Annotated in this window: 25 protein-coding genes; 17 read left to right on the forward strand and 8 right to left on the reverse strand. The window is 37.3% G+C overall.

Features of this window, described 5'->3' with window-relative positions:
• Positions 1-3 precede the first annotated feature (3 nt).
• The 8 genes from BLT53_RS21915 (at position 4) to BLT53_RS21950 (ending at position 10988) form a co-directional block, all read left to right on the forward strand.
• Positions 4-1116 carry an aminopeptidase gene (locus BLT53_RS21915; protein WP_170834471.1) on the forward strand — a complete coding sequence of 371 codons (1113 nt, stop codon included), beginning with the start codon at positions 4-6 and terminating at the stop codon, positions 1114-1116.
• Positions 1117-1219: 103 nt separating this feature from the next.
• Positions 1220-2200, forward strand: coding sequence for a hypothetical protein (locus BLT53_RS21920; protein WP_090238803.1), 981 nt, complete (start codon positions 1220-1222; stop codon positions 2198-2200).
• Positions 2200-3933 (forward strand): ABC transporter ATP-binding protein, encoded by a 1734-nt coding sequence (locus tag BLT53_RS21925; protein WP_090238806.1) that lies wholly within the window; start codon positions 2200-2202, stop codon positions 3931-3933. Before BLT53_RS21920 ends, BLT53_RS21925 begins: the two co-directional genes overlap by 1 nt.
• Positions 3934-3940: 7 nt before the next feature.
• A complete protein-coding gene (locus BLT53_RS21930) occupies positions 3941-4120 on the forward strand; it encodes a hypothetical protein (RefSeq protein WP_090238809.1) in 180 nt (59 codons plus the stop codon).
• 20 nt (positions 4121-4140) lie between these two features.
• Positions 4141-5862: an ABC transporter ATP-binding protein gene (locus tag BLT53_RS21935; RefSeq protein ID WP_090238812.1), complete on the forward strand. Its 1722-nt coding sequence runs from the start codon at positions 4141-4143 to the stop codon at positions 5860-5862.
• Between the two features lies 1 nt (position 5863).
• Positions 5864-7483 carry a carbamoyltransferase family protein gene (locus BLT53_RS21940; protein WP_090238814.1) on the forward strand — a complete coding sequence of 540 codons (1620 nt, stop codon included), beginning with the start codon at positions 5864-5866 and terminating at the stop codon, positions 7481-7483.
• Positions 7484-7485: 2 nt separating this feature from the next.
• Positions 7486-9420 carry a carbamoyltransferase C-terminal domain-containing protein gene (locus tag BLT53_RS21945; RefSeq protein WP_090238816.1) on the forward strand — a complete coding sequence of 645 codons (1935 nt, stop codon included), beginning with the start codon at positions 7486-7488 and terminating at the stop codon, positions 9418-9420.
• Positions 9417-10988: a carbamoyltransferase N-terminal domain-containing protein gene (locus BLT53_RS21950; RefSeq protein ID WP_090238819.1), complete on the forward strand. Its 1572-nt coding sequence runs from the start codon at positions 9417-9419 to the stop codon at positions 10986-10988. The genes BLT53_RS21945 and BLT53_RS21950 overlap by 4 nt, the downstream gene beginning before the upstream one ends.
• 39 nt (positions 10989-11027) lie before the next feature.
• Here BLT53_RS21950 and BLT53_RS21955 read toward each other — a convergent pair whose 3' ends face one another.
• From BLT53_RS21955 to BLT53_RS21980, 6 genes are read right to left on the reverse strand one after another with little or no spacing between them, the layout of a single operon-like run.
• Positions 11028-11837, reverse strand: a complete 810-nt coding sequence (locus BLT53_RS21955; protein WP_090238822.1) for a phytanoyl-CoA dioxygenase family protein — start codon at positions 11835-11837, stop codon at positions 11028-11030.
• Complete coding sequence (locus BLT53_RS21960; protein ID WP_090238825.1) at positions 11830-12645, reverse strand: phytanoyl-CoA dioxygenase family protein; 816 nt, start codon at positions 12643-12645, stop codon at positions 11830-11832. The genes BLT53_RS21955 and BLT53_RS21960 overlap by 8 nt, the downstream gene beginning before the upstream one ends.
• Positions 12646-12650: 5 nt before the next feature.
• On the reverse strand, positions 12651-13118 hold the full coding sequence (locus tag BLT53_RS21965; protein WP_090238828.1) for an adenylyltransferase/cytidyltransferase family protein: 468 nt from the start codon (positions 13116-13118) through the stop codon (positions 12651-12653).
• Positions 13115-13522 carry a hypothetical protein gene (locus BLT53_RS21970; protein WP_090238831.1) on the reverse strand — a complete coding sequence of 136 codons (408 nt, stop codon included), beginning with the start codon at positions 13520-13522 and terminating at the stop codon, positions 13115-13117. The genes BLT53_RS21965 and BLT53_RS21970 overlap by 4 nt, the downstream gene beginning before the upstream one ends.
• A complete protein-coding gene (locus BLT53_RS21975) occupies positions 13519-14910 on the reverse strand; it encodes a glycosyltransferase family 9 protein (RefSeq protein ID WP_090238834.1) in 1392 nt (463 codons plus the stop codon). The genes BLT53_RS21970 and BLT53_RS21975 overlap by 4 nt, the downstream gene beginning before the upstream one ends.
• Positions 14885-15871, reverse strand: coding sequence for a bifunctional heptose 7-phosphate kinase/heptose 1-phosphate adenyltransferase (locus BLT53_RS21980; protein ID WP_170834472.1), 987 nt, complete (start codon positions 15869-15871; stop codon positions 14885-14887). The genes BLT53_RS21975 and BLT53_RS21980 overlap by 26 nt, the downstream gene beginning before the upstream one ends.
• Positions 15872-16009: 138 nt before the next feature.
• On the opposite strand from BLT53_RS21980, the gene BLT53_RS21985 reads away from it, so the two are divergent.
• From BLT53_RS21985 to BLT53_RS22015, 7 genes are all read left to right on the forward strand, one after another.
• Positions 16010-16687: a D-sedoheptulose-7-phosphate isomerase gene (locus tag BLT53_RS21985; RefSeq protein WP_090238839.1), complete on the forward strand. Its 678-nt coding sequence runs from the start codon at positions 16010-16012 to the stop codon at positions 16685-16687.
• A gap of 171 nt (positions 16688-16858) precedes the next feature.
• Positions 16859-17686 carry a phytanoyl-CoA dioxygenase family protein gene (locus BLT53_RS21990; protein ID WP_090238842.1) on the forward strand — a complete coding sequence of 276 codons (828 nt, stop codon included), beginning with the start codon at positions 16859-16861 and terminating at the stop codon, positions 17684-17686.
• A 9-nt stretch (positions 17687-17695) separates the two neighbouring features.
• Positions 17696-18448, forward strand: a complete 753-nt coding sequence (locus tag BLT53_RS21995; protein ID WP_090238845.1) for a phytanoyl-CoA dioxygenase family protein — start codon at positions 17696-17698, stop codon at positions 18446-18448.
• 487 nt (positions 18449-18935) lie between these two features.
• Positions 18936-19943 carry a ketoacyl-ACP synthase III gene (locus BLT53_RS22000; protein WP_090238848.1) on the forward strand — a complete coding sequence of 336 codons (1008 nt, stop codon included), beginning with the start codon at positions 18936-18938 and terminating at the stop codon, positions 19941-19943.
• A gap of 178 nt (positions 19944-20121) precedes the next feature.
• Positions 20122-20577, forward strand: coding sequence for a GNAT family N-acetyltransferase (locus BLT53_RS22005; protein ID WP_090238851.1), 456 nt, complete (start codon positions 20122-20124; stop codon positions 20575-20577).
• Between the two features lie 147 nt (positions 20578-20724).
• Positions 20725-21459 carry an SDR family NAD(P)-dependent oxidoreductase gene (locus BLT53_RS22010; RefSeq protein ID WP_090238854.1) on the forward strand — a complete coding sequence of 245 codons (735 nt, stop codon included), beginning with the start codon at positions 20725-20727 and terminating at the stop codon, positions 21457-21459.
• A 139-nt stretch (positions 21460-21598) separates the two neighbouring features.
• Positions 21599-21943: a YunG family protein gene (locus tag BLT53_RS22015; RefSeq protein WP_090238857.1), complete on the forward strand. Its 345-nt coding sequence runs from the start codon at positions 21599-21601 to the stop codon at positions 21941-21943.
• 103 nt (positions 21944-22046) lie between these two features.
• Here BLT53_RS22015 and BLT53_RS22020 read toward each other — a convergent pair whose 3' ends face one another.
• Both BLT53_RS22020 and BLT53_RS22025 read right to left on the reverse strand, forming a co-directional pair.
• Positions 22047-23111: a cysteine peptidase family C39 domain-containing protein gene (locus BLT53_RS22020; protein WP_090238859.1), complete on the reverse strand. Its 1065-nt coding sequence runs from the start codon at positions 23109-23111 to the stop codon at positions 22047-22049.
• 4 nt (positions 23112-23115) lie between these two features.
• Positions 23116-23454 carry a VOC family protein gene (locus tag BLT53_RS22025; protein ID WP_090238861.1) on the reverse strand — a complete coding sequence of 113 codons (339 nt, stop codon included), beginning with the start codon at positions 23452-23454 and terminating at the stop codon, positions 23116-23118.
• 179 nt (positions 23455-23633) lie between these two features.
• Between BLT53_RS22025 and BLT53_RS22030 the strand changes: the two genes are divergently transcribed.
• Both BLT53_RS22030 and BLT53_RS22035 read left to right on the forward strand, forming a co-directional pair.
• The gene (locus tag BLT53_RS22030) at positions 23634-24731 is read left to right on the forward strand and encodes an aminoacyl--tRNA ligase-related protein (RefSeq protein WP_090238864.1); all 1098 of its coding nucleotides are present in this window, start codon (positions 23634-23636) and stop codon (positions 24729-24731) included.
• Positions 24721-25761, forward strand: coding sequence for a hypothetical protein (locus BLT53_RS22035; protein ID WP_090238869.1), 1041 nt, complete (start codon positions 24721-24723; stop codon positions 25759-25761). Before BLT53_RS22030 ends, BLT53_RS22035 begins: the two co-directional genes overlap by 11 nt.
• The last annotated feature ends 8 nt before the right edge of the window (positions 25762-25769 follow it).

Consider the following 25769-nt stretch of genomic DNA (forward strand, 5'->3'; position numbering starts at 1 on the left):
GTGTTGTCAACTCAAGAACTATCGGACATTGCAAAAAGAGTCGTTCATCATTCCCTTGAAATTAAAAGGGGAGAAAAGGTTTTAATTGATATTGAGGGAGAAGCCGAGGAGTTTAGTAATCAATTAATGATCGAAATTTATCATGCAGGAGCTTATCCTTTTTTAAAGAGTACTCGAGTCTCAAACTTAAAAAAACTCATCGCAGGGGCGACGAAGGAGAGCCTTAACCTTTGGTTACGTCATGAACAATACAAAGCAGAGGGTATGGATGCATATATCGGTATAAAAGCAGAGGAAAATATTTTTGAATATAACGATATACCTAGAGATCAATACCAGCTTTACCAACAAAATTTTTCACAGCCATTACAGTTGGATTATCTGGGGAAAAACAAATGGATTTTGATGCGTTATCCCACAAAGGGTATGGCCCAACTTGCTAAGCTAGGGTCTGAAGAGCTAAGGACGATTTTCTACCAATCTTGTACGATGGATTACAAAAAGCTCTCCGAAAATGTAAAACCGTTAAAAGAGAGATTAAGTAAATCCAAAACTGTAACAGTCACCTCACCTGATACTGACTTCACATTTTCCATTCAGCATATGGACTCATTTATGTGTGATGGAAGGTACAATTTACCAGATGGTGAGATATTTACCGCGCCTATTCGCGACTCGGTTAATGGGGTCATTCACTTTAATTGTCCTACCTCTTTTCAAGGCTATGTCCTTGAGGATGTAAGGTTTGAATTTGTAGATGGAAAAATCGCTTCCTATCAAGGAAATGACCGTGACCTTCTAAAGAGAATTTTAGAAACGGACGACGGTGCATCTTATATTGGAGAATTCGGTATTGGTCTAAATCCCTTTATCACCAAACCCATGAATAATATTTTGTTTGATGAGAAAATGAGCGGAAGCCTCCATCTTGCGATTGGCCAAGCCTTTCCTATGGCGAATAATGGGAACAAGTCAGCCATACATCTAGACTTTGTTTTGAATCAACAATCTTCACATGGAGGAGGATCCTTGTATTTCGACAAGGAGCTTATCAGGAAGGATGGTATTTTCATCCCTAAAGATCTAAAAAATCTAAATGGGGTAAAGGGAATATGACGGTAGAATAAGAGTTTAATAGCAACGTTCTCTAAAGGGTTTTTATAGACATTCATAGGTGCTATCACTGTGAAAAAATCAAGTATGTAGGGGGAGAAACTAAATGGGAATTTTTTTAGAATTAAATGATCCTGTCATTACAGCCAAAAGTGATCACGCTTTTACTTTGTCCATGTTGCAAGATACGAATGCACAGAATTTGTTTTTATTGAGCAGTTTGCAGCTAGTGGGTAATGCAAAGAGTCAGTCGTTAGATTTTTTTCAGCCGCACAACACGAACAAATTAACGACCCCTTTCTTCAATATACAGGGAAATCAGTTTTCTTCGACTTCAAATATCGATAAGGTAATCATCGATGCACTAAAAGAAAACTGTTACGTACGATTGTATCTGGATCAATATTATCTCCAATACCAAAACCCTTATTTCCGATCTTATAAAACCAATGATACGCTCATCTATGGTTATGATGAAGATACCAAATTATTTCACTACTTGGCAGTCAATAAGAATGGTTTGTATGAGAAAAAGACAATTTCACCTTTCAATCTTAGATCTGCTTTAACCTTCGCGAATCCAGAAGACCCAGAAAGAAAAAAGATCTTCTTCTATCAACTCACCAAATTTCCCACCGAACATACGGATACTATTCAAAAGCAGATCATTGCCTATTTAATTGATTATATGACGGCTTATGATTCGTCTAAAAGGTTTGAAACGGTTCGAGATGATTCTCTTGTATTCGGAGTAGACATTTATCAACTGCTACTCTCTCACTTGAACTCTGTCCACCAGGTCGAGAAGGAACTAGAGATTACAAATTTCCAAGTCCTATCTGAACATAAACATGTCCTTTTAAAAATGGTTCGTTTATTAGCTACATTGACAAACGTACCAAGTGATGTACTGAAGATGTTAGAGCAGCTTCATCCAAAGGCTGCCTATTTCAAGAATTCAGTTTTAAGATACATGTGGACAAAGGAAGAGAGAGCTTTTTTGAAATTAAATAATAAATTACTCGAGATAAAAGAAATGGAGAAAACAGCCCTAGTTGGCCTGTTGGATTCCGTTAGGATGAGTTAATGGAACTTATAAAAATTTATAAACACCACTTAACCAAAAGAACCCCATTGTATATTATCGCCTTTGTTTTTCTTCTCTCCTCAGAAATTCTAAATGTCATTCCTCCCAAAATTATTGGAAACATTATTGATGATATTGAAAAACACCAACTTACCTATCCAGGTCTTTTTCAAGGTGTTCTTCCTCTCTTTGGCATTGCTTTATTGCATTATATTGTGATTTATATTTGGTCTTCCAGTTTATTTGGGGGAGAATTCTATATCCAGAAAGTTTTACGGAAAAGTCTTTTTTCTCGTACCATCAATTATCTACCATTAAAAAATAAGCATTCGGGCAATGTCATGACACTTATGAATACTGACATTTCAACGATCGGGGTTGCCTATGGTTTTGGAATTTTAAGCTTTATGAGTACGGTAATTGGTTTTGCAGTTGTTCTTTTTACAATGAGTACATTTGTTAGTTGGAAATTAACCCTTGCCTCTCTGGCTCCGATGCCATTCATCATTTATTTTGTGAAAAAACTAGGGGATGCGACACATAAGAAAACAGTGGATTTCCAGTCTAGGGAAAGTGCGTTGAACTCTGAGTTATCAGTTTTTGTTGAAGGGATTCGGTTGATTAGGATTTATGGTCTGGAACAAGTATATCTAAAGAAAATTCATAAGGCTAATCGAAGATGGAAGGAAGCAGGTATTCACTTTAACAAAACAGCCGAGCTGTATCATCCCATGGTCACTACGCTACTTCGGACTAGTTATGCTATTGCTATTGGGTATGGCGCGTATTTAATCTCCAGAGGTGAATTGACAATTGGTCAACTTATCGCCTTTACGATGTATATCAACCTTTTAAATTGGCCTGTGACAGCATTCGGTGACTTCATTAATCTTTTTCAACAGGGAAATGCTAGCGCTTCTCGCTTTAATCGAGAATTGTCCACTCCACCAACTAAGAAGCAAGACCAGGTCATCAAGTCAGTCGATTCCATTGAATTCGAAAATTTCAATTTGGTGATTGACGGAAAAAATCGATTGGAAAACATCAATGTGAAAATCAATAAGGGGGAAATTATAGCCATTGTAGGAAAAACGGGAAGTGGGAAATCTTCCTTATTGCAGTACCTCGCTGGGGAAGTCAAAGGTGGAGCAGGAAAAGCCTTATTATCGAACGTTCCCATTGAAAATCTTTCCCAAAAAGAATTATCAGCTGTCGTGTCCTTTTGTCCTCAGCACCCTGCTAATCTATCAAAGAATATTTTAGAAAATATAAAGTTAGCGAATCCTAAGGCGACTGAGGATGAAGTATCCAAGGTTTTAACTATTTCATCACTTAATGAAGAACTTAGGAACTCCAACCTTACCGTAAATTCTGTTATTGGTGGTAATGGAAAAAACCTCTCAGGTGGCCAACATCAAAAGCTCTCCCTCGCTCGCGCTATTTTAAAAAAGTGTGACCTGCTTTTACTTGATGACGTATTTTCTTCAATGGATGCTGAAAATGCATTAAGCATCTTTACTAATTTGCTGAAAGAAAGAAAAGGAACAACGACCATCTTTGCTACAAATAACTTGGAACAAGCCGCTGTTGCTGATCGAATTTTTGTGCTTATAAATGGGGAAATTGTTGAAAGTGGAAGCCACCAGAGCCTTATAGAAGAAGGAAATTGGTATGCAAAACACTATAACAAATCAAAGCAGTTAACTTTATTGGGTTACGAAGAGAGAAGGTAAAGAACATATGATTGAATACTTTAAATTTGTAGATGGAGTTCGTATAGTTACCAAAATTGAACAAGATCCAACAGCTCGTTTAAAAGAAAGGGCGGCAAGTTTAGAAAAGCAAGGTTTTACAGAAGAGCCTACAACAATCAATAAATGTCTTTTTGAATTAGAAGAAGTTGTCAATGAGCAGAAATAACATTAAGGGGGGAGGGTAACATGAAAGATCCAACGCTTAACCGGTTGCTACATTACATTCTTTTATATAAACGACCCTTTATTGTTAGCAATATCTTGTTAATCCTTGCAGTAGGAATTGATTTATTTATTCCTTATATGGTAAAAGTTCTTTTGGATAGGTTTAGCGATCAAGGGTTTAATTCGGGATTATTTATGGCAATCGTTATTTTTGTGCTTTGTATCACAGTCTCTGGGATTCTTAATTACGTTCATGATTATTTTTTCTCAAACTATATCTTTCGTGTAATTGAAAAAATCAGAGAGGATTTTATTAACTTCTTGGATAGGCTACCAAAACTATTCTATGATAAGACTCCTACAGGGGACCTTATCAACAAGGCAATAAATGAAATAAAGAACATCAAAAATTTGTATCATAACTTTCTTGGCGGGTTCGTCGTAAGTGTGCTTCAATTACTCGGTATATACAGTGTTCTTTTTTTTATAAATTCATTTTTTGCAGTAATGGCCCTCTCGGTTCCCATTGTCTTTTTGATAGTAAATTATCTCGTTAATTCACCTGTCAATCAGTATGTGAAACGAATCCAATCTGAACTGAACCAATTGAACATACTGATGGTAGATATGTTGAAAAATCTTTCGATTATCCGATTGAATTCCGCTGAAAACCATCTTGAGAAAGAATACTCAAGGACCAACAACGTTCTCTACAAAAATATGCTTAAAAGGATGCATATCTTACATCTGACGGATGTCAACTTTAACGGTTTATTTCAAGGAGTCTTAATTGCTGTAGTTTTACTGTTTTTTGGGGGGAAAATACTCGAAGGACAGTATACGGTTGGAGTAATCTATTTGTTAATTGATTATTCCAGACGTATTTTCAACATTTTTAGAGGCATTAATTCACAATGGGTTCAATCTCTAACTTCTTTAGAATCGGCGAACCGTGTTTTTTCAGTATACGAAAACAATGAACATGAAACTGAAGAACAATTATCTCAAAAAAGAATTTTCAAAGGGGACATTCAGTTTCGAAAAGCAAGCTTCAGTTATGAGGGGCGTCCGGTCCTTCAAAACTTGAACCTTTCCATTGAGAGTGGCAAGACTATAGCTTTAGTTGGAAAAACAGGTACGGGTAAAAGTACATTAATCAATTTATTATTAGGATTTTATTCTCTTGATAAGGGAGAGATTTTAATCGATCAATACAATATTGATGATGTTAACAAAAGAGATCTGAGAAGCCAAATAGCTTATGTGGATCAACATAGCTATGAATTCGACATCGAATATTTAAATGAATTAACTAGCCAGCAATTCGATCAGCTTCAACAAATTATTTCGAAACTTGGACTTGCAAGTCTTGCCGATACTATTAGAGAGCATCGAATACAAGAGGTCTATGGTTTATCTATTGGAGAAAAGCAACTTCTAACCGTCGCTTTAGCACTAATAAAAGATGTGAAAATTATCATTTTAGATGAAGCGACATCGAATCAGGATCTTGAAACTGAAAAGAAAGTATTTGAATTGTTTTCTGATAATTTCCATGACAAGACTGTTATTATGGTGGCTCACCGGTTGGCAACGTTAAAAGAAGCAGATAAAATCGTCGTACTTAAAAACGGACAAATAAGTGAAATGGGAACTTATACAGAATTGATGGACAAACAAGGTCATTTTTTCCACCTGTCCACCATACAAGCGAAAAAATTAGAAATTGATAAGGAGGCGTAGGATGAACATCTTAGGTTTAGGAGGCTCTATTCATGATTATTCAGCTTGTTTAACGTCCGGTAGTGAGATAGTGCATTATATCGAAGAGGAGCGATTGTTGAAAATCAAACATGCACTTAATATTGGACGTAAAACGGTCATGAATAAAGCTGCAGAGTATTGCTTGATGGAAAGTAACCTAAAGGAATCAGACTTGGATATGATTGTCACCACCGATATTGTTGAGCCAGCATACTATTCCCGATTTTCACATCATGACATGCAAATTATCAATCATCATCTGTCCCATGCCGCTTCATCATTTTATCCATCTCCCTTTCGTGATGCAGCTATCTTGGTTGTTGATGGAAGAGGAAGCTCTATTGAGGAAGACACAAAAGAGACAATCTCTTTTTATTATGGTGAGGGAAACCAAATTCAAGAACTAAAAAAAAGCAAAGGTAAAGAACATCAGGAGCTCATTACAAATTCATTAGGATGTTTTTATGAAGAAGTGACCAAGGCAATTGGATTTGAGTTTTTACAGGACGGGAAAACAATGGGTCTTGCCCCATATGGTACAGATAAATACGTCAATAAGTTTCATGATTTTTTCGGTAGGGATGAACAAGGGATGTTTTTGCAGACAGCCTCCCAACTTCAAAGCCTACGAGATTTTATCATTGAAGAAATTGGTACTTCTTTAGACCCGGATCAGTGTAAGGCGGACTTTGCTTTTGCAGTGCAACACCATACGGAGGAGTACTTAATACACGCATGCCAATTTCTTTATCAACTGACTAAATCTAAAAATCTTTGTTTATCGGGAGGTGTGGCATTGAACAGTGTTGCAAACAATAAAATTGCTCAACATACTCCTTTCGAGAACATTTACATCTTTCCCGCTGCCGGTGATGCAGGGACAGCTGTAGGATGTGCGTTGTATGGATATTATGCGTTACATGACAACCCTAGGATTGTTACTGAATCCGGCATGTGTACTCCCTACCTCGGCAAAGAGTATTCGAAGGAGTCAATAAAAAAAGCAATTGATCAACACGCTGAAGAGTTGATCATTCATCATCCCCCTAATCTTACTGAGTATGTATCGGATCTATTAGCGGACGGTAAGATTGTTGGTTGGTTTCAAGGAAGATCAGAAGCTGGACCAAGATCGCTTGGCAACCGGAGTATCCTCGCCGATCCAAGAAGAAAAGATATGAAAGACACGATTAATAAACGTATCAAGCACCGAGAGCCGTTTCGTCCTTTCGCTCCAGCCATTCTGGAAGAACATGCCCATTCTTATTTCTCCTTACAATCTCCCTCTCCATATATGCTTTTTGTTTCCAAAATTTCACCTTCAAAACGGAATCAAATTCCTGCTGTTACTCATGTGGATGGCACTGGTCGGGTTCAGACGGTGTCAAAAACAATGAATCCCCTCTTACATTCATTGCTAGAGTGTTTCTATAATAAAACCGGCGTTCCGGTTTTATTGAATACCTCCTTTAATGACAATGGGCAACCTATCATTGAATCCCCGATGGATGCAGTTGTCACATTTCTTAAGTTGGATCTAGATTATCTTGTTGTTGGAGAATATGTACTAGCAAAATCAGACGGGATTAAAGAGGTGTAAGTATGAGAAATGGATACTATTTATCAACCTACCTACATATTGATCCGATTGACCATCTTCTGAACAAAATCGTTAGGCATGACCAAAACCTAGCGTTATTTAAAAAAACCAATGAACACATCGAGTTAATAAGATTTTGGGAGTTAGAGAGGATTTCGGGAATTAAAGAACATCATCAATCATTTGCCAGTTTAGAACAAGCCTATGATACGATTAATCTTTTATTGTGTCCTCTTGGCCTATCTTTAGATGATATAGAGGAAATTTGGGGAACTCCTAGTTTGGATACAACGAATGATTATCATTCCTTAAACGATTATCCCAATTTGTCGTACCATAGCATATCGCATTTGTTTTCTTCCATAATGCTTAATTCTAATCATTATTATGAGGATAACATCATTGGATTTGCAGTAGATGGCGGACCGGATGGTGTTATCGATGCTAGTGAACGTATTAAAAAGCCGTACTATGCAGGGTGCTTTGTTCACAATGGGAATATAGAGCTGTTTCCAGTGGAATCCCCAGGGCTTTTGTGGGGTTGGGCTATGTTCTATTTCGGAATGAAGGAAGGAACGTTGATGGCGCTCGCTTCTGCCAGTAACAGTAGGGCATATATTAATTATGAGCATCATATACCCATCTATGATGGGAAAGGATATTTTGGAAAAGAAAACTATTTCGAATCAATCTATAAACAAATAAGCAGGTTTACAACAGCCGATGAGGGCGTTTTATTCAACTATTTTGATCCTCGTTTTACTGAAGAGGAAAATAAAATCAGTATGTTGATGAAAATCATCCAAGAAGCATCCTATACAATCATGGAATTGAACATTGACCGAGCGATTAAACGGTTTGGTTTTGATCCAAAGGATGTCCATTTAGCCATGTCTGGTGGATTTACATTGAATTGTCCCACCAACAGCTATCTGATGAAAAAGTATGGATTTAAAAACTTTATTGCTCCCCCATGTGTTGGAGATAGCGGATTATCACTTGGAATGGGATTGTATGCCTTTTATAAGAAGATGGGGAGATTTTCATTTTCAATGGACCATCCGTTCTTTGGGGAAAATGATCCAATAAATCTAAATACACTCTGGAAGAACTACGAGGAATATATCGAGCAGATTTCACCCCTAGACTTTGACACAGCAGTAGAAGATATCGCTATAGATCCTGTTGTGTGGTTTAATGGCCATTCGGAAATTGGACCCCGGGCACTCGGCAATCGTTCCATTATCAGTGATCCCCGATCCCAACGAATGAAAGATCGCTTGAACGAAATCAAGCAGCGTGAGTGGTGGAGACCTGTTGCACCAATGGTACTTGATAAACTAGCTGACCAATGGTTTAAGGATTTTTATCCTTCCCCTTTAATGCTCCATACATTTCTAATTCAACCAGAAAAGGTGAGCGAAATTCCTGCTGTAGCTCATTTAGACGACTCAGCTCGGGTGCAATCTATATCTAAAGAGCAAAATCCTCTTATGTATAAGTTAATTAAACACTTTTATACTAAAACGGGAGTACCCATTCTTTGCAATACTTCTTTAAATGACAAAGGAGAACCAATTATTAATAGGGCAGAGGAGGCCATTAATTTTTGCCTACGAAAAGGATTAAAATTGCTCTATATCAACGGTTACCGCATTTCACTTAAAAATCATCACCTTTTCCCTGAACCTGGACCTAAAAAGAGAAGGTTAGAAATTGATTGTCTTTCTGAAGTGCAGAGAAAAGAACTTTGGGCGAAAGTAAATCCTCACAATATTCCTCTTAAGTTACTCGATTACTATCGTGAACCTCTGGAACATGTTCGTTTTCTCTATGATTATGACTTAACAAAAGAGGACGATGCAAAACGATTGATCAATGATATACGTCCATTAATGAAGCATTCCATGTTTGCTTCCAAAGGAGACGACCGTTGAATATTTTAGGCCTTGGGGGCTCCATTCATGATTTTTCAGCCTGTATCTTATCCAAGGGTGAAACAGCTGTGGCCATCGAAGAAGAAAGACTGACGAAAAAGAAATATGCTGTACACAATCGGTCAACGTTTAGATGCAAAGCTGCTGAATATTGTCTCTCGGCTTTAGACCTCTCCATGGATCAAATCGATGCTGTCGTTGGAAATGATCTTATTGAATCCGATTATTACATGAAGTATGCAGACAAGATAAAATTATATAACCATCATCTGACCCATGCGTCTTCTACCTATTATCCTTCGCCTTATGATGAGGCCGCTGTGCTCGTTATAGATGGAAGAGGTAGTTACATTAATGAAGAGAAGCGGATACGTGAAACCATTAGCATGTATGTAGCAGACTTAAATGAGATTCATTGTATTCAAAAAAGTAGTGGACAAGAGACAGATGAATTTAGCATCGTTACGAATTCCATCGGAATGTTTTTACAGTATGTCACGGTTGGAATGGGCTATTCCGAAATGAATGAAATAAAGATGATTAAACTAAGTCATGGGGGAACAGATAGATTCTTAGAGGATTTTAATGATTTTTACACCTTACACAATGGTCAGTTTCTCCAAGGCTTTGAAGAGTTAGAGGCGTTAAAACAATATCTAGAGGAAAAGCTGAAAGAGGCAAGCGAGCCTAATTCCATAGTACAGTGTAAAAAGGATCTGGCGTTTGCTGCTCAATATCATCTTGAACGGATTGTTGTCTACCTTTGTCAAAGGCTCTATCAAATCACTAAAAAGCAGAATCTTTGTCTTGCAGGTGGAATTTTTGAAAATGCTCAACTTTTAATGAAAATAAAAAATGAAGTCCCTTTTCAAAACATCTATACTCCATCCTTCATGGGGGATGCCGGAACCAGTATTGGAGCTGCCTTGCTCTACCATCATACTACAAATAAATTGGTGAAAAAGAGACCAGATTTACAGGTTGGGGGAAAGTGCTATTCAACCGAAGAGCTTGTTAACCACCTAAGTGAATCGAAATATCGTATATACACAAAAGAAGAGCTTATCAAAGTTACTGCCCAGTTATTAACACGGGGTTACCTGATCGGTATCTTTACCGGTAAAAGTAGCTTTGGAAGATATCCCAATGGCCAGCGAAATATAGTAGGAGATGCAAGGGTGATGGGGCTTAAGAAAAAACTGCTATGGACTAAAAAGAGAGAAAGCCTTGACCCATTTAGCATATTGAATTTGGAGCAATCTCAACAAATTACTACTTCATCGGTGTTCAATCTGTGTTATTTAAAAGAACCTGATCAATTTCCACTCGTGATCAATGAAGACCATTCCACCTACTTCCTACCCGTGAAAAAGAACACCTTTATATCACAAATATTGGAGGAATATTACACTTTAAGTGACATTCCTTTTCTCCTGAATACGCCATTGAAAAAATCAGATGAGACCCTAATCGAGACACCAATGGAAGCTTTTGATTTCTTCCGTTCTACCGATTTGGACGCGTTGGTATTGGAGGACCATCTCATTGTGAAAAATAGCAATTCATAAAATACGAAACAACCCACCAATTATTTGGTGGGTTGTTTTCTATCCATCTGTATCTCGATCATAAATTAGAGGATTTAACCATGTATCGGCAAAATCTCCAACACGCCTATTCGGAAAGTAGGTTCCCAGATGAGTTTGTCTGGCTTCATTGTCTCCAGGGTCAACGATCTTCGCTGGATCTGCATAATAGGTGATCGTCATGACTTCACGGTCTATAGGCAAAGGGTTTCTATTAGCACTATGAAGGATCCAACCCTCATGAAAAGTGGCATCCCCGGCATTCATCTTTCCGTAGTTTTCGATGTGCAAATTGTTTTTTAGAGCTTTCTTTAACGTAATTTCTTTCTGTTGATGGCTCGATGATACAAAGGACAACGATCCTAAGCTCTCAGGAATGTCCACAAGAGGCATCCACATGGTGACTTTTTTATCTGGGTCCAATTCAATCATGTAATGGTTGTCTTGATGCCAGGGGGTAGGTCCTCCGCCCGCCTCCTTAAAAAAAGACTGATCCAAATAGAGCCTTACCCGATTAACTCCTAAAAGGTCAGCAGCAATTTTACCAAACCGTTTCGCAGTAACGAACCTTTTAATCGATTCGTGTTTTCTCCATAAATTTATTGTTTGGAGAAAGGCTTGTCCAAATGTGTCTCGTTCTTTTAATGGCCTAACCTCTTGGTTATACTGTTTGACGGCTTGCTTAATGAGTGGCCGAAAAATAGCCAGCTCTGGTCCATTAACTAGGTTTTCAAGTTTCACATGTCCCTTTTTACGAAAGGTGGTTATTTGGTTGGAGGAAACGGGGTAAGGTCGGTCTAAATCGAAGGAAGAGGAAGTTGGTTTACTCATTATGATATCCATCCTTTGAGTAAAGAACCGGGGTCAATTCGCTTTCAGCCAGATCTCCAGGCTTACGTCCTGGGAAGAGCCTTCTTAAATGATAATTCCTTGCTTCTTTTGCTTTGTTTTCTTCCGGCTCGACGATCGTGAGGTTGTCTGCGATATAGATGATGGTTAGTACTTCTCTATAATTTTTGGTCGGATTTCCAGCCGCATAATGCAGGGTTAGACCGGAGTGGAAGGTTGCGTCTCCAGCTTCCATGGCCCCATAAGAAGCAAGAGGATATCCTTTTCTGGCTGCAAGGAGTACGTCCTCTGTGGCAAGTTCATGTGACCTGGAAACAAAGCCCATTGAACCGATCTCTTCAGGAATATGGTTTAATGCCATCCACATGGTTATCGTTTTATCTGGATGAATGGGCAGCATGTATGCACTATCGGTATGCCAAGGAATGGCACCTCCTCCTGGAGGTAAGAAAATAGAAGAATCATGATACAAACGAATACTATCTACGCCCATAAGATCTGCGGCAATCTTTGCAAAACGCTTTGCAAAAGTTAACCTTTTGATTTTTTGGTTAACTTCCCACATGTTCATCACCGTAGGGAATGCCTTTTCTACCCCATAGTATTTACGATCTTCATCCGGTACATTTTCTAGAGCATAATTAAAGACATGCTTCTTAACCTCTGGCTGAAATTCTTTAATTTCAGATTGCTTCATAACCTGTGGGAGGAAGATATGGCCATCCTTCTGATACTGCTTGATTTGTTCTTCGGTTAAAGGGTACTCAGTATTTAAGTTTATAGGTTCCATAATAATCACCTCTCATATGATTTTTTTAATTGCGTTGAAGAGTATAGTTTTCTTTCGCCAATTAACTTGATTTTAGTGCCAATCTCTTTTGCGGCTTGTTGTTCAGGAAACACTTTCCCTTGATAATCAATGCCTTTAACAAAAAAATGAGGTTGAATCGTCTTAACTGCTTGGACAAGAGTTAACTCAGAAATAACAAGTAGATGGTCCACGCACTCGAGACTAGAAAGAATTGCCACTCGTTCTTCTAATGAAAACAAGGGCGGTTGCCCTTTAATGGATTGAATGGAGTTATCGCTATTGATACCAACAATAAGAATGTCACCCAGCTTTTTAGCACCTTGCAGATATTCGAGATGTCCAGGATGAAATAAATCAAAACACCCTCCAGCAAGAATAATGGTTTTTTTATTTCTTTTATAGTTGTCTACATAGTCTAGAAGGACCTTCTCTTGCAACCGCTTTGAGTTCATCTTCGTACCTCCAAGTCGATGTCTAATTGAGATAGTAAATGGAAAATCAACTCGCGGAGAGGCATGCGATGGGGGTTATAGATAAATCTAAGTGGAGAAAATTGAAGGTTGGTAAAGCGGTGACGGAAAAACTTTACTTTCTCATGAACGATAATGGCAAGAATCTTAGCATGTGGAGCGTATACCTGTTCTGCACTTTGATAAGAATACGTATCCCTTAGAATAGAAGATGAGCAGATTAGCACAAGGGGGTGTGTTATTTCTAATGCCATTGGTTCTGAACTAACAGCTTTACAATGAACATCCTTGATTCCCAATGCTCTTAATTCATCGTTGATCTTTCTTTCATACCATTCACTCAGTGTGGGATCTTTTGTTTTATTCAATAGGAATATTGTATTCATCTCGAATCCCCTACCTGCTCTACCCCTACCTTTTTTTGAGTCTGTTGTATGGTAATGCGCTCTAGGCCTAATGGTATTTCCTTTTTAAGAATCTGCATCATCCTCTTGAAGATGAGGGTGGAAGGGATTTCTTTTGCATAGCCTGATTCTGTATAAACGCTATAATTGCCACTAACTGGTCGATAACTAACATAAGGGTTTACCCCACTCGAGAGAGGGGTTCCTCCTCCCCATATGGTGAGTGAGGGTGTACCTACTACGCCAGCGATATGTCCACAAACACTATCAATTCCCACAACGATATCTAATTGTTTTATTAGTGAAAATAACTGGGGAAGGGGTAATGAACTTAAATCCATAACACTTTGTGGAAGGTCTTTTTGAGGAGTTAAATTAACTAGAGTAAGGGAATTTTGTTCACATTTTACTACAAAATCTGATATATTCTCCGGGTTCCAACATCTTTGTGAATCCTTTGTATGGAACTGGATTCCAATCACCGACTTTGAATGCCGCTTAATGGCGTCAATTTTAAACTGAATTTCTTCAGGTAGTGGAGGAAGGTCGCTTTCTTCCATTAGATGACTAACGGGTTCGGGTAAGCCAAGCGAACGTGATACCACATCAATAAGATGTAAATGAGGAGGATGGTCGAGTCTTGTATTTAGAAAATAGACGTTTTCATAAACATTACATTTTGTAATAGCTTCGTATACATGAAAACTATCAAAGTGAACATAAACCCGGCAGTTAGGAAACAATTCCTTTAAAAGATGAAGTGGGCCACTTCTTGTAATTAAGTCCACCCTATGGTTCATATGATGGGTCTGAACGAAGTGTTGTATCTGCTTAAACACTGCTGCTACATCGCCATTTCCGAAAAACCAGTCGAACAGTAATGCGATTCGTTTTTTCTTAGGTTGGTACTTATATGTGAAACGAGGATTTTTATGGATAAAGAAAGGATAAATATAATTTTGGGAATGAAGGAGAGAATAGGGGAGGAAATTTTGGGAATTATGTACACGATTTAAGATAGAATCGTTAACAAGAAAGGGATCAACATTTGGCTGAAGAGCTACAAGCAGTGTTAATGGATTTTTATAAGGAATGGGATGATTAGTTTCATTAGCTCCCTGATTTTGAAAGGCACTTTTAATGCTCTGTGAGGATGGATTGCTGTTTAGATAGATAACCTCAGCGTATGGAAACATCTCAGAAAGGGCTGCTATTTGGTTACCTTTAAACGCAACAATGGAATGAGTATAGGCTTCAACAGTTGATAAAACTCCATTAACGTTATCTTGTTCAAATAGGAAAACGAATAGTTTTTCTCGTTGTTTAAGTAACTGTCTATTCTGTTTAACTTTCTCTTTGAATAGATCCATAATTGTCACCACCTGCCTTTAATTCATGTAAGAAATGATGAATCTCTGATTTTGTCACAGTCGATGTATATTTTTTTGAAACGGAGATGGATGCTGCTACATTCGCCATCACGAAGGATTTAAATAAATTAGAACTTTGGATCATTGAAGCGATGAATGCAGCTAAAAAAGAGTCCCCGGCACCAATACTACTAACCATTCTTTTTGTTAAGCCAGGAAGATGGTAACTACCATGTTCACTTACAAGAATAGATCCGGATGCATCCCCTTTTAGAAGGAGATAAGTAAATTTGTGCGTTTTAAGGGTTTCCTTGGCTTCAAGCAAAGCCTCTTGTAAAGAAGGTGCATTTGTATCCGTCAGGGCATTAAACTCTTCTAAATTAGGGCTTATTACAGTTGCGTTGGTGTAGACGCTCAAATTTCTTTTGGCTGATGGATCGATAAAAACCTGGATATTATGATCGATGGCATCTTTAATAATGGATTTCAACAGTGCATCACTGTATGTTCCTTTATTTAAGTCTGATATCACAAGATAACCAATTTTACTTCGAAGAGATACAAATAAATTCAGTAAATGTGCCTCTTCTTCTAACAGGAGTGGAGCATAAACTTCCTCATCGATCCGTATGACCGTCTTCTCTTTAGAAATAAAGCGTGATTTTAGCGGTGTAAGAACGGAAGGATTTTTAATAATATGCTTATGAATAGCAGGATCTAGCCCTTGCTGAAGTAAGTCCCCATACATATCCTCTCCCGTGACCCCAAAAAGATAAACATCCACCCCCAAGGCGCTTAGGTTATTAGCTACATTTGCTGCATTCCCTGGTAGATACTTCTTTTTTTGAATAATCAGCTTCTGAATTTCTTCATTGTTTGAGAATTGGTTATGACACTCTGCATAACAATCTAAGACAATATCCCCCAAAACAAACACACTTTTTTTCCGCTCTGTGTCCAAATGAATCACCTGCATTTTAATTTATTGTAATTATAGTATATGGGTAGAAAAAATGGTCTGCATAACTTGTGCAAGCTTCAAATATTAAGCCGAGCCACCTGGCACTATTCCAAGTGAAACTATGAAAAAGGAGGCTATATGACAAAAAAGACCTTTTTAGATGAATTAATGTTCCATTATCCTGAATTGAATGTATGTAGAACCACTATTTTGAGAGCATACGAATTACTAGTGAATGTGAATAAAACGGGCTGTAAAATACTCGTCTGCGGAAATGGTGGAAGTAGCTCAGACGCTGATCATTTTACAGCAGAACTAATGAAATCGTTCCGGGCAAAACGTCCGCTTTCAATGTTAGTTAAAGAACGTTTAGCAAAATTAGGTGAGCAAGGCATACATTTATCCAATCACCTTGAACAAGCGATTCCTGTTATCTCATTATCTGCTCATACCGCAACCATGACGGCTGTTTCTAATGACATAGGGTATGAATTTGCCTTTGCGCAACAAGTAGTCGGATATGGTAATGAGGGGGATGTGTTAATTGCTATCACTACTTCAGGTAAATCCATCAATATTACCAATGCCATATATACGGCAAAAGCTTTAGGAATGAAGGTAATCTGTTTTACAGGGAACACCGAAGGCTTTAAGGGAGATCATTTTTGTGATGTGATCATCCGAGTTCCTTCTGTAGAAACCTATAGAATCCAGGAGTATCATTTGCCTATTTACCATTCACTATGTGCAATGATAGAAGACAAGATTGTAAAAGAAAGTGAAATAGAGAAGCCGAGAAAGAAAACAAGGAATTAGATATGCTAAATCTAATCATAAACAGACAAGAGTGTAACTGACTCGAAAAAGCATAAACATGAAGGTGCAAAAATGCTACGACAACCAACAACACTTAGATTGAATCCCAAGAACCCTAGAAAAGGTGAAAAATGTCCGAGCTTTTCCAGACTGAAAAAATAGGAGAATACTATGACTGAACAGAACCAGCAGTTAAAACAAAGATTTGATGAGAAAGGCTATGTCGTTGTAAAAAATGTCTTTGATTTAAATGAGGTCGAAACAATCATACGCGCTTTTGAAGGGGAATGGCTCAAACTGGTGCAACAAGGTGAGATTTCAGTACGATCTACTCGCCCGTTAGAAAGTTTATACCCACGTTTGAGGGATTATCACCGTAAAAACCCTGTCATAATGGAGCAAACCCTTAAAGCTGAACTATTTGATCTAATGAAAACCATTATAGGAGAAGAAGCACTGGTGATTTCGACAAGTTATTATTTTAAGAGCCCTACCACTCGTTCACTTCCTCTTCATCAGGATAATTACGCATTTGGGGTATCACCAGGAACTACCTATGCTGCTTGGATTTCGTTAGATTATACGAATAAGGAGAATGGAGGACTACAGTTTGTCCCAGGCACACAAACCACGGATCTAAGCTTTCCCGATGCAGATCCTACTAATGTAAAGAAATACTTTTCGGATACTGGACAAGGATTGTCTGTTGAAGAGGATCAAATTGAATATGTAGAGACTGAACCAGGGGATGTTGTAATATTTAATGGGAATATTATTCATGGTTCGACCGAAAATACCACAGATTATCAATTTAGGCGTTGCTTGCTTACACATTACACAGGAGAGAGTGTAGAGCGACTTGCGTTAAATTTTAATAAACTAATCAACCGAGAAGGGGAAAAAATTCGACGTCGACTAAATAAAGATACGAAAATTACTCAGAAGCAAAAATCTGTTTTCTCTATTAAAGAGGCAGGATACTTTGATTCCTGGAAATAAAATCCTCCTATGATAAAAGATCATAATTTTAAAGAACGTGATGTTGAACTTTTCCAACTGAATGGACACCGGCTGATTAGAATGTTAGTTGAACAGGAAGCGATACAACAATTGAGGTTTGAGATTCATGACGTAATCAATGCTTTAGAAGAGGATTATTTATCCCAATATGAACGGGATGATTTTGGGAAGAATTTTTTGGAAGTAACAAACCTTTGGACCTACTCTTCGTATATCAGGAAGTTTGTTACATCTAAACCATTGGCCAATATTGCAGCACGGTTACTAGGTGTTCCCGCTGTAAGACTTCATTATGATTGTATTTTTTTTAAAGAGGCTAACGGAAATGCAACCCCATGGCATCAGGATCAAATAAGTTGGCCACTTGATACCAATAAAACGATAACCGCATGGATTCCTTTGCACGACATGCCATCGAGTGTAGGATCTTTAAACTTTATGAGCGGGTCCCACGTTAATCAGGAAACTAAAATAAGAAAAGCAATACGCCAGGGCTTCAAGGAGATTAATTATGGGGCTCTCCAGGTGGGGGACGTCACTTTTCATAATGGATGGACCTTCCATAGTGCTAATGCCAACGTGCTTTCACATCGAAGAGAAGCCTTTGCCATAACTTATTATGAGGATGGTGCAAAAATCATTCAATTACCTCCTGATAGGTACCACCCCTCTTTTTATAAGTTTTTTCCTGAAGTAGAGGTGGGTTCGCGAGCCATTAGTAAATTAAATCCCTTGTTATAAATTTTGGCATCATTTCCCTACTTATCAATTAAGAGGGAATTTTTTTGCCTAAAAAGATTTGTGCTATAAAACTAAACCATTTTCAGGTGCTTTCCTGAAAAACTGGAATAAGAAGAAATGAGCATGTGAATTGGCACACGTCATTTCCTTATTAATTAGGGTTTTAAGTCAACATAGAAATTGACAATAACTAATGCTGAACATTAAGTATCGTACAATCGTACAATTAAGAGAAACTGCCAATTTACTGTCAATATGAATGTCATATGGTTACAGGTCTTCTTCAACTAACGGGGACTTATGTTCAAGATAGAGGGATGCTGCGGCATCCCCTTTTCTTTTTCAACTAAGAGGCAGGTTACTCCAATAAGGAGTGACCTTTTTTATTATAAAAAAGGAATTTAAATTGATTTTTAATAATATAAATCGCTATAATTAGCACCAGGTACTAATACTAACTAATAATAAAAAATATGGGGTGGGTTCTATGATAGGTGCGAGAATTACTGCTATTGGTACATATGTGCCCGAAAAAAGGCTAACAAATTTCGATCTTGAACAGATGGTTGAAACAACTAATGATTGGATTATCCAAAGAACGGGAATTCGTGAACGCAGAATTAGTCGTCCTGATGAATTTACCAGTGATTTATGTGTAGCTGCCGTAAAGGATTTAATGCACAGATATAATAAAAAAGTCGAAGATGTAGATATGATTATCGTGGCAACAAGCACTCCAGATTTCCCATTTCCATCTGTCGCAAGTATCATACAAGAACGATTAAATATCGAACAAACAGGCGCCATTGATTTAAGTGCGGCGTGTGCTGGATTTGTATATGCTCTTCATACAGCAAACGCTTATATTACCTCCCGACTTCACAAAAAGATTCTGGTAATCGGTGCCGATACGATCTCAAAGATAACGGATTATACCGATCGAAGCACATGTGTTTTATTTGGTGATGGAGCTGGGGCTGTAATGGTTGAAAGGGATGAACAATCAAAAGGTTTCATTGGATTCCATTTAGGAAGTGAAGGAAGTGGTGCACAGTATGTATATCAAACCGGACTTTCAAACAGGGTTAATGAGATTGAGTTAATCGATACAAATTGCCTTGTACAAAATGGCAGGGAAGTTTTTCGGTGGGCTGTAAGGAATGTTCCTACTAGTGTTCGACAAATTTTGAATAAAACGCAATTGAGTTTAGACAAGGTCGATTGGTTTGTACCTCATAGTGCCAATTTACGGATCATAGAGCCAATCTGTGAAAAATTAGAATACCCAATGGAAAAAACCCTTTTCAGTTTGGTCGACTTTGGTAATACATCTGCTGCTACAATTCCTTTAGCGCTTGACCTTGGAATCCGAGAGGGTAAAGTGAAAAATGGAGACAAAGTTCTTATGTACGGTTTTGGAGCAGGCTTGGTTCAAGCTGGACAACTTTTAGAAATAAATTTTGATGATCAAATTAATGCTCCTACAGCGTTGTAGCGTAAAAGGATTGTGAAGGATTTTACTTAAACTATAGGGTGCAATAGTTGAGGATTAGGGCTGTCGTTGAGACAGCTTTTTCTTATTGGGTTAACGTAGCAGGTAGTTGAAAATAATTTTGAACAGTAGTTTAATTTTATTACAGATTATTTTGAAAGTTGGAGGGATTAAATTAAATATGTGGATTAATAACGGATTTTCAATTTCTACGAATAAAGACTATTTAGATTTATCATTAATACACAACTTCTTGAGTAAAGAAGCATACTGGTCAAAGGGGATACCCAAACAAACAGTAAAAAAGGCAATTGAAAATTCTCTGCTATGTTTTGGAGTTTATAAAGGTGAAGTAGGTAAAGATGTTTTTGAACAAGTTGGTTTTGCAAGGATAATTACCGATTCAGCGACGTTCGCTTATCTTTGTGATGTGTTTATATTACCAGAATACAGGAAATTAGGGCTATCCAAATGGTTAATGAATACTATTATTAGCCATTCCGACCTAAAGGGAATTCGTAGATTTATGTTAGCTACTAATGATGCACATTCATTATATAATCAATATGGTTTTGAACAGAATGTTAATCCCGAACTATTTATGCAAAAGGTACTTAAAAACCCATATAAAGAGTAAAATTTATTCAACTAAAGGGGGCTTATGTTGAAGGGGGGATCCCTTTTTCTTTTCAATTATAGGGCAGATTAGTTCAACAAGATTATTGGATAATCATGATACTATTTAGTTGATTAGAGTAATACTAGATAGAGAGGAACTATATAAGTGCTCAAACATAGAAAATTAATTGTAACAGGTGCGGCTTCTGGAATAGGAAAAGAAATTGTCAAACAATGCTTACATGAGGGAGCTTCAGTAATTGCATGCGATATTAATGATCATTCCTTATATGATTTAAAACAGTCAACTGATGATTGCTATGATCTACATACATATCAGTTAGATGTCAGTAACTATGAAGAGGTCGTTAAATTTTTTGTATATGTTGAAGCAGAACATGCTGATATAGATGGTTTAGTGAATAATGCAGGGATTTATTTGGCAAAAAATATACTGGATTATAAAGTAGACGAAATTGATAAAGTCCTAGATATAAACGTTAAAGGGTTTATTTACCTCTCACAAATGTTCGGTAAAAAATTGTGCGAAAGCCAACGTAAGGGAGTTATCGTTAATATGTCTTCAGTTTCTGGAATGGAGGGCAGTTCAGATGCAATTTATGGGTTATCAAAAGCTGCCATATTAGGATTAACTAAAAGCTGTGCAATGAATTTCTCACCATACATCAGAGTTAATGCTGTTGCTCCTACGATGGTTAATACTCCCATGATGGGTACGATACCTGATTGGAGAAAAGAGGAGTATGTAAGTCACCAACTCATCAATACGCCTGTCCTACCTGAAGATGTGGCTGATACTGTCGTCTTTTTATTATCAGATAAAGCCAAGCATTATACAGGTGCAACATTCGATATTAATAATGGAGGATATCTAAGATAGTTCTGCTTCTTGTTAAACTTAAGGGTGCGTTCGCTGAAAATCTGAGCGGTCTATAAGGCAGCTTTTTCTTATGGAACTAAAGGGGCAGATTAGTTAAAGAAGGAAAAAAGTTCGTAACTCTATAAAGGAGAATCTTTGAATGAGTAAATCAACATTAATAGAAGACATGGAAAAGGTATTATTAAATTCTTGGTCAATTAACTCAAGTTCAAAATGGACTAAAGTTAATCCAGTAAGAGGACAGTGTGGTGTGACCGCATTGGTAGTTAACGACGTATTGGGTGGCGAGATAAAAAAGACAATGTTATCTGAAGGATGGCATTTTTATAATGAAATCAGCGGTAAGCGTTATGATTTTACGGCTTCCCAGTTCAACGAAGATATTGAGTATATGGATATTCCGTCAAATAGAGAGGAAGCATTCTTAGATACAAATCAGAAACAGTATGATTACTTAAAACAAAGTGTAAAAAACCATTTATAGAAACGTAAAGTGAACAGTAAATTGAACTAAAGGGTGCCTTTAGTTAAAGAAGGGATAAAAATTCAGCATAAAGAAAACTCGCCAAAGGGCGAGTTTTGCTTTTTTATAAGGTGTTTTCTTTGTCGAAATGACTATCTTTTTCGAGTAACTGGTAGGAACTATGTCTGTCATACAATTCTTCGTGGAATCGCTGTTCCAAATGATAAGTATTTTGAATCAACTTTATGATGGGAAGTACTTTATTAAGGGATACCTGATTTCGTAAGACAAGGTGGTTGTACCGAATATACGCCAACTCCCATTGATGGATGATTTTAAGTAAGGTTTCAACCAGTATCTCATATGTATCCCCGTAAATGTAATCAACTTCTTGCAATAAATCCCTTAAAAAGTAACGGCTCCACCTCATATCAAAAAGACATTTTGAAACCACCTCTAATGTTGCAGGGGGCATACCCACCGATTGTTTCAAATCATTTATTAATTGTTGTGAGCAACTTTTTCCATAATAATAGGAACCTTCCTTTTTTTTAAGGATTTGTCCTTTTAAGAATTCATAGGAAACTGTTTTTAACGTATCAAAGTACAAGTTGGTTACTACAGTGGGGACCTGTTTAATGTTTACGTCAATTGTACCAAATGTTCCTTTGAAAAAGTCTTTGTTTTCCTTTATGGCGCCTTTCCAAAACTTTTCGAAATCTTGAATAGGAACTTTACCTTTGTATTTATGGGGTACAGGATCATAAACATATGCCTGAGAAGAGTCCATTTCGTAAACAGAGAGAAAATGACCACCGAATTTCTTTATGTAATCTTTTGAATGAGGCAAATAGTAGGTAGTTCCTATGCAAATAACAGGTTCCTTTCTCTCCTTGAGTTGATGCTGGAGATAATCGTTTGCGCTGGAATAGTCATCAAAGTATTGGCTAGACAAAGAGAAGAATTTCCCTTTGTATTTTAGTTGATTAACGTACCATATTTCCATATCCATTGTTTCTAATTCCTGATCTTTAAAATATACAGGTAATCCCACTAAATCTAAATTTAATAGGAGAGTATACGAGACGTATAAACCTCTCGACTTTAATGTCTCACTGATTAATGGAAAATCACAAGGGATGTAGTAAGGGACATTGATAGGAAACGAACGATCCTTTAATGCAGACATATAATCACCTTTGGGCAAACAGGAGTAAAGTATTTGCATCCATGTCTTTATAAAGGTAACCGGTGCCGATACTTGGGATGTTTATATCAATAATACTATCTTTCGACCCTTTCAAGTTTTCATACTTTTGGTGCAGATCCGGAATCACTAATACACTCATTTTATAATTAGAAGGATCTTTCTTATAAACGAGCTGTACAAACTGTTTTCCATTAATGGTTAGGATCGCTTTGTCATTGGGTTTATAAGTAATAAGATCGTAGCCCAGTTTTTTGTGGTACCAAATGATTGATTTTTCAAGGTGTGAAACGGGCACTGTTTGATGATCGTATTCCGATATCATTGGAAATCCTCCTCTTGTTACATGTCATTTTTATTATGAGAAATACCACATAAAAGCTCTCGGCTTTTTGCGCGGAATTTCAAAAGGTAAACTTTACTTTTTGCCTTTTTTGGCAGAGCAATTAAAAACCCCTCTTTATATAATGGATGCAAATCTTCAAGAAGAGGCGGGTTGAATGAATGTACATTAGATATTCCGAAGATAAAATAAAACAAAAAGATCTCTCAGAGGTAATAGACCAGATTTATTATTTAGATCCAGATGTTAAGAAAGTAGAAAGGAAAAGTGGATACCTCATCATTCATTATGAAGGAATCCATGAGAAAGTCTTCTTAAAACAATTAGAGGCCGTCTTGAACGATAGGGAACGAACGATAAAAAAAGTAAGATTAGCCGATAACCTCATACACCCTATCGTTAAGAAGGAAGTGTCTCAAAAAGTAAATAAAGAAGTTATTTTTCGGCTGCATGAATGCATCAAAAAAATGCTGGATGAGATAAGTCGGAAATTCAAAGGGTCTCCAGCACGTTTTTCGACACTTATGGATTCTGAATTGATGGAAAGAAGTAAGTATGCGTATCATTTTCCACAAAATATTTATCGTATAGCTGAGATTAGACACCAAAAGGAACGCTTAGATGAATACCGAATCAACATGGAAAAGGGTCATAAAGTAGAGGACTTATTTGAGGTGAATTCGCATTTTCTTCGACCTTGCCTTTGTTATTTTGCTTATGATGAAAGAAAAGATCAAAGCTTCGACCGTGATCTTGAAGTGATTTATAGTTATGGATCGTGTTATCGCCATGAACATGACAAGAAAATTAGCGCTCATCGGTCCCGTGATTTTACGATGTACGAGATCATTTATCTCGGGAGTAAGGAGAAGGTGGAAAACCTAAGAAAAGATATCATTCAAGAGGTTTGGGAACTGTTCAATCGAATTGGCTTACGGGGTTATATCGAAACGGCCAATGACCCATTCTTTATAAAGAATGACCGCAATCGGATCGCATTTCAGCGGGCTGCTGAAATGAAATATGAATTGATCTTTTCACCTAATGAAGACCTCAGCTTTTCTATAGGGTCTTTCAACCTTGTAGGCGAGGTTCTAACTCAATCTTTTGGAATTAAAGGTAAGCAGGGGGAAAATGTCTCTTCAGGATGTACTGCCTTCGGTGTGGATCGCTGGGTTGAAGCTATTTTATATACTTTTGGAGATAACTTGGAAAATTGGCCAACCTACCTTAGGGAGAGGATAGGGGATGAAAAGTAAATCACTACCTATTCATAAAAACCCAGGGTTGTCTACAGAATGTTATCACAACTGCAGGCTAAGTATCGTTAAGAGCCAAGAGCGATTATGGCCGTGGATACATAGTCACTTTACGAACTTAAAAATCCTTATTGAAAATCCGTTACAGTTTCCCATGGTTCGACTTGAAGAGCACCTTGAAATTTATTCAGAGCTTTTAATCGAACAACGGTTAATAAAATCATCTTCTTGGGTTGAATCCATAAAGAACAGTATTAACAGTGATCAATATATACTTGTTTTTTTGAATTGGAGACACATACGGGGCTCAACATATTTTAACGGAACAAAGGATATGATTCATGAGGCGCTCCTTTACGGTTTCAATGAAGATGAGAAAATGTTCCTTGGTCTTGGTTTTGATGTGAATGGGAAGACCTTTGGAGAATTTAAACTCCCGTTTAATGAGTGTCATAAACACATCGAGAACATTATACAAAACCATCTTCATCACAAGCGCTGGTTCGCCCACTATGGATTCCCCATCAGTTCCCTACAGTTAAATCCCCACTACAACCCTCGATTGGATACTACTACTCTTTTCTTTGCACTGGATCGTTCTAAGGCAATTTCAAAAGACGTGAGCGCCAAAGGAGCTTTTGCTAACGGTTTTTACGTTTACTATTTCCTATTTTTGTATTTTCAAAAACTCGGGCAGGCCTTTTTTCTGCCGGAATCGGAGTATGCTTTATGGAACATTAATATCTACAAAATGATCCAACATAAAAAATTATCGATCGATATGATGAAATTTATGTCAAGAGAGTATCCAAACCATACAGTTCTCAAACGGTTAATTGACTTCCAATGTAATACGAAAAAAGAGTTGTTGAAGTTGAGAAGTTTATCTCTTAAATATCAAACAATGCAGCAGGGTAAAATCATTCAGGAGATCAGTCAAGGGTTTTCGAGAATTTATGAAATTGAAAAACGAATCAATGCCATGTTCAAAGATTACTTAGTTCAACAAAAAATGGATAAGTTTAGCTGAGAATCGTC

This window comes from Fictibacillus solisalsi (assembly GCF_900103485.1).
Taxonomy (GTDB): Bacteria; Bacillota; Bacilli; order Bacillales; family Fictibacillaceae; genus Fictibacillus_C; species Fictibacillus_C solisalsi.

What these genes read in the sequence shown, in the direction of transcription:
- BLT53_RS22030 (WP_090238864.1), top strand. Translation starts at nt 23,634, where the DNA reads ATGTACATTAGATATTCCGAAGATAAAATAAAACAAAAAGATCTCTCA.
- BLT53_RS21935 (WP_090238812.1), top strand. Translation starts at nt 4,141, where the DNA reads ATGAAAGATCCAACGCTTAACCGGTTGCTACATTACATTCTTTTATAT.
- BLT53_RS21925 (WP_090238806.1), top strand. Translation starts at nt 2,200, where the DNA reads ATGGAACTTATAAAAATTTATAAACACCACTTAACCAAAAGAACCCCA.
- BLT53_RS22035 (WP_090238869.1), top strand. Translation starts at nt 24,721, where the DNA reads ATGAAAAGTAAATCACTACCTATTCATAAAAACCCAGGGTTGTCTACA.
- BLT53_RS21940 (WP_090238814.1), top strand. Translation starts at nt 5,864, where the DNA reads ATGAACATCTTAGGTTTAGGAGGCTCTATTCATGATTATTCAGCTTGT.
- BLT53_RS21995 (WP_090238845.1), top strand. Translation starts at nt 17,696, where the DNA reads ATGATAAAAGATCATAATTTTAAAGAACGTGATGTTGAACTTTTCCAA.
- BLT53_RS21960 (WP_090238825.1), bottom strand. Translation starts at nt 12,645, where the DNA reads ATGGAACCTATAAACTTAAATACTGAGTACCCTTTAACCGAAGAACAA.
- BLT53_RS21945 (WP_090238816.1), top strand. Translation starts at nt 7,486, where the DNA reads ATGAGAAATGGATACTATTTATCAACCTACCTACATATTGATCCGATT.
- BLT53_RS21930 (WP_090238809.1), top strand. Translation starts at nt 3,941, where the DNA reads ATGATTGAATACTTTAAATTTGTAGATGGAGTTCGTATAGTTACCAAA.
- BLT53_RS21970 (WP_090238831.1), bottom strand. Translation starts at nt 13,522, where the DNA reads ATGAATACAATATTCCTATTGAATAAAACAAAAGATCCCACACTGAGT.
- BLT53_RS22020 (WP_090238859.1), bottom strand. Translation starts at nt 23,111, where the DNA reads ATGTCTGCATTAAAGGATCGTTCGTTTCCTATCAATGTCCCTTACTAC.
- BLT53_RS21965 (WP_090238828.1), bottom strand. Translation starts at nt 13,118, where the DNA reads ATGAACTCAAAGCGGTTGCAAGAGAAGGTCCTTCTAGACTATGTAGAC.
- BLT53_RS22005 (WP_090238851.1), top strand. Translation starts at nt 20,122, where the DNA reads ATGTGGATTAATAACGGATTTTCAATTTCTACGAATAAAGACTATTTA.
- BLT53_RS21955 (WP_090238822.1), bottom strand. Translation starts at nt 11,837, where the DNA reads ATGAGTAAACCAACTTCCTCTTCCTTCGATTTAGACCGACCTTACCCC.
- BLT53_RS22000 (WP_090238848.1), top strand. Translation starts at nt 18,936, where the DNA reads ATGATAGGTGCGAGAATTACTGCTATTGGTACATATGTGCCCGAAAAA.
- BLT53_RS21990 (WP_090238842.1), top strand. Translation starts at nt 16,859, where the DNA reads ATGACTGAACAGAACCAGCAGTTAAAACAAAGATTTGATGAGAAAGGC.
- BLT53_RS21985 (WP_090238839.1), top strand. Translation starts at nt 16,010, where the DNA reads ATGACAAAAAAGACCTTTTTAGATGAATTAATGTTCCATTATCCTGAA.
- BLT53_RS22015 (WP_090238857.1), top strand. Translation starts at nt 21,599, where the DNA reads ATGAGTAAATCAACATTAATAGAAGACATGGAAAAGGTATTATTAAAT.
- BLT53_RS21975 (WP_090238834.1), bottom strand. Translation starts at nt 14,910, where the DNA reads ATGGATCTATTCAAAGAGAAAGTTAAACAGAATAGACAGTTACTTAAA.
- BLT53_RS21920 (WP_090238803.1), top strand. Translation starts at nt 1,220, where the DNA reads ATGGGAATTTTTTTAGAATTAAATGATCCTGTCATTACAGCCAAAAGT.
- BLT53_RS22025 (WP_090238861.1), bottom strand. Translation starts at nt 23,454, where the DNA reads ATGATATCGGAATACGATCATCAAACAGTGCCCGTTTCACACCTTGAA.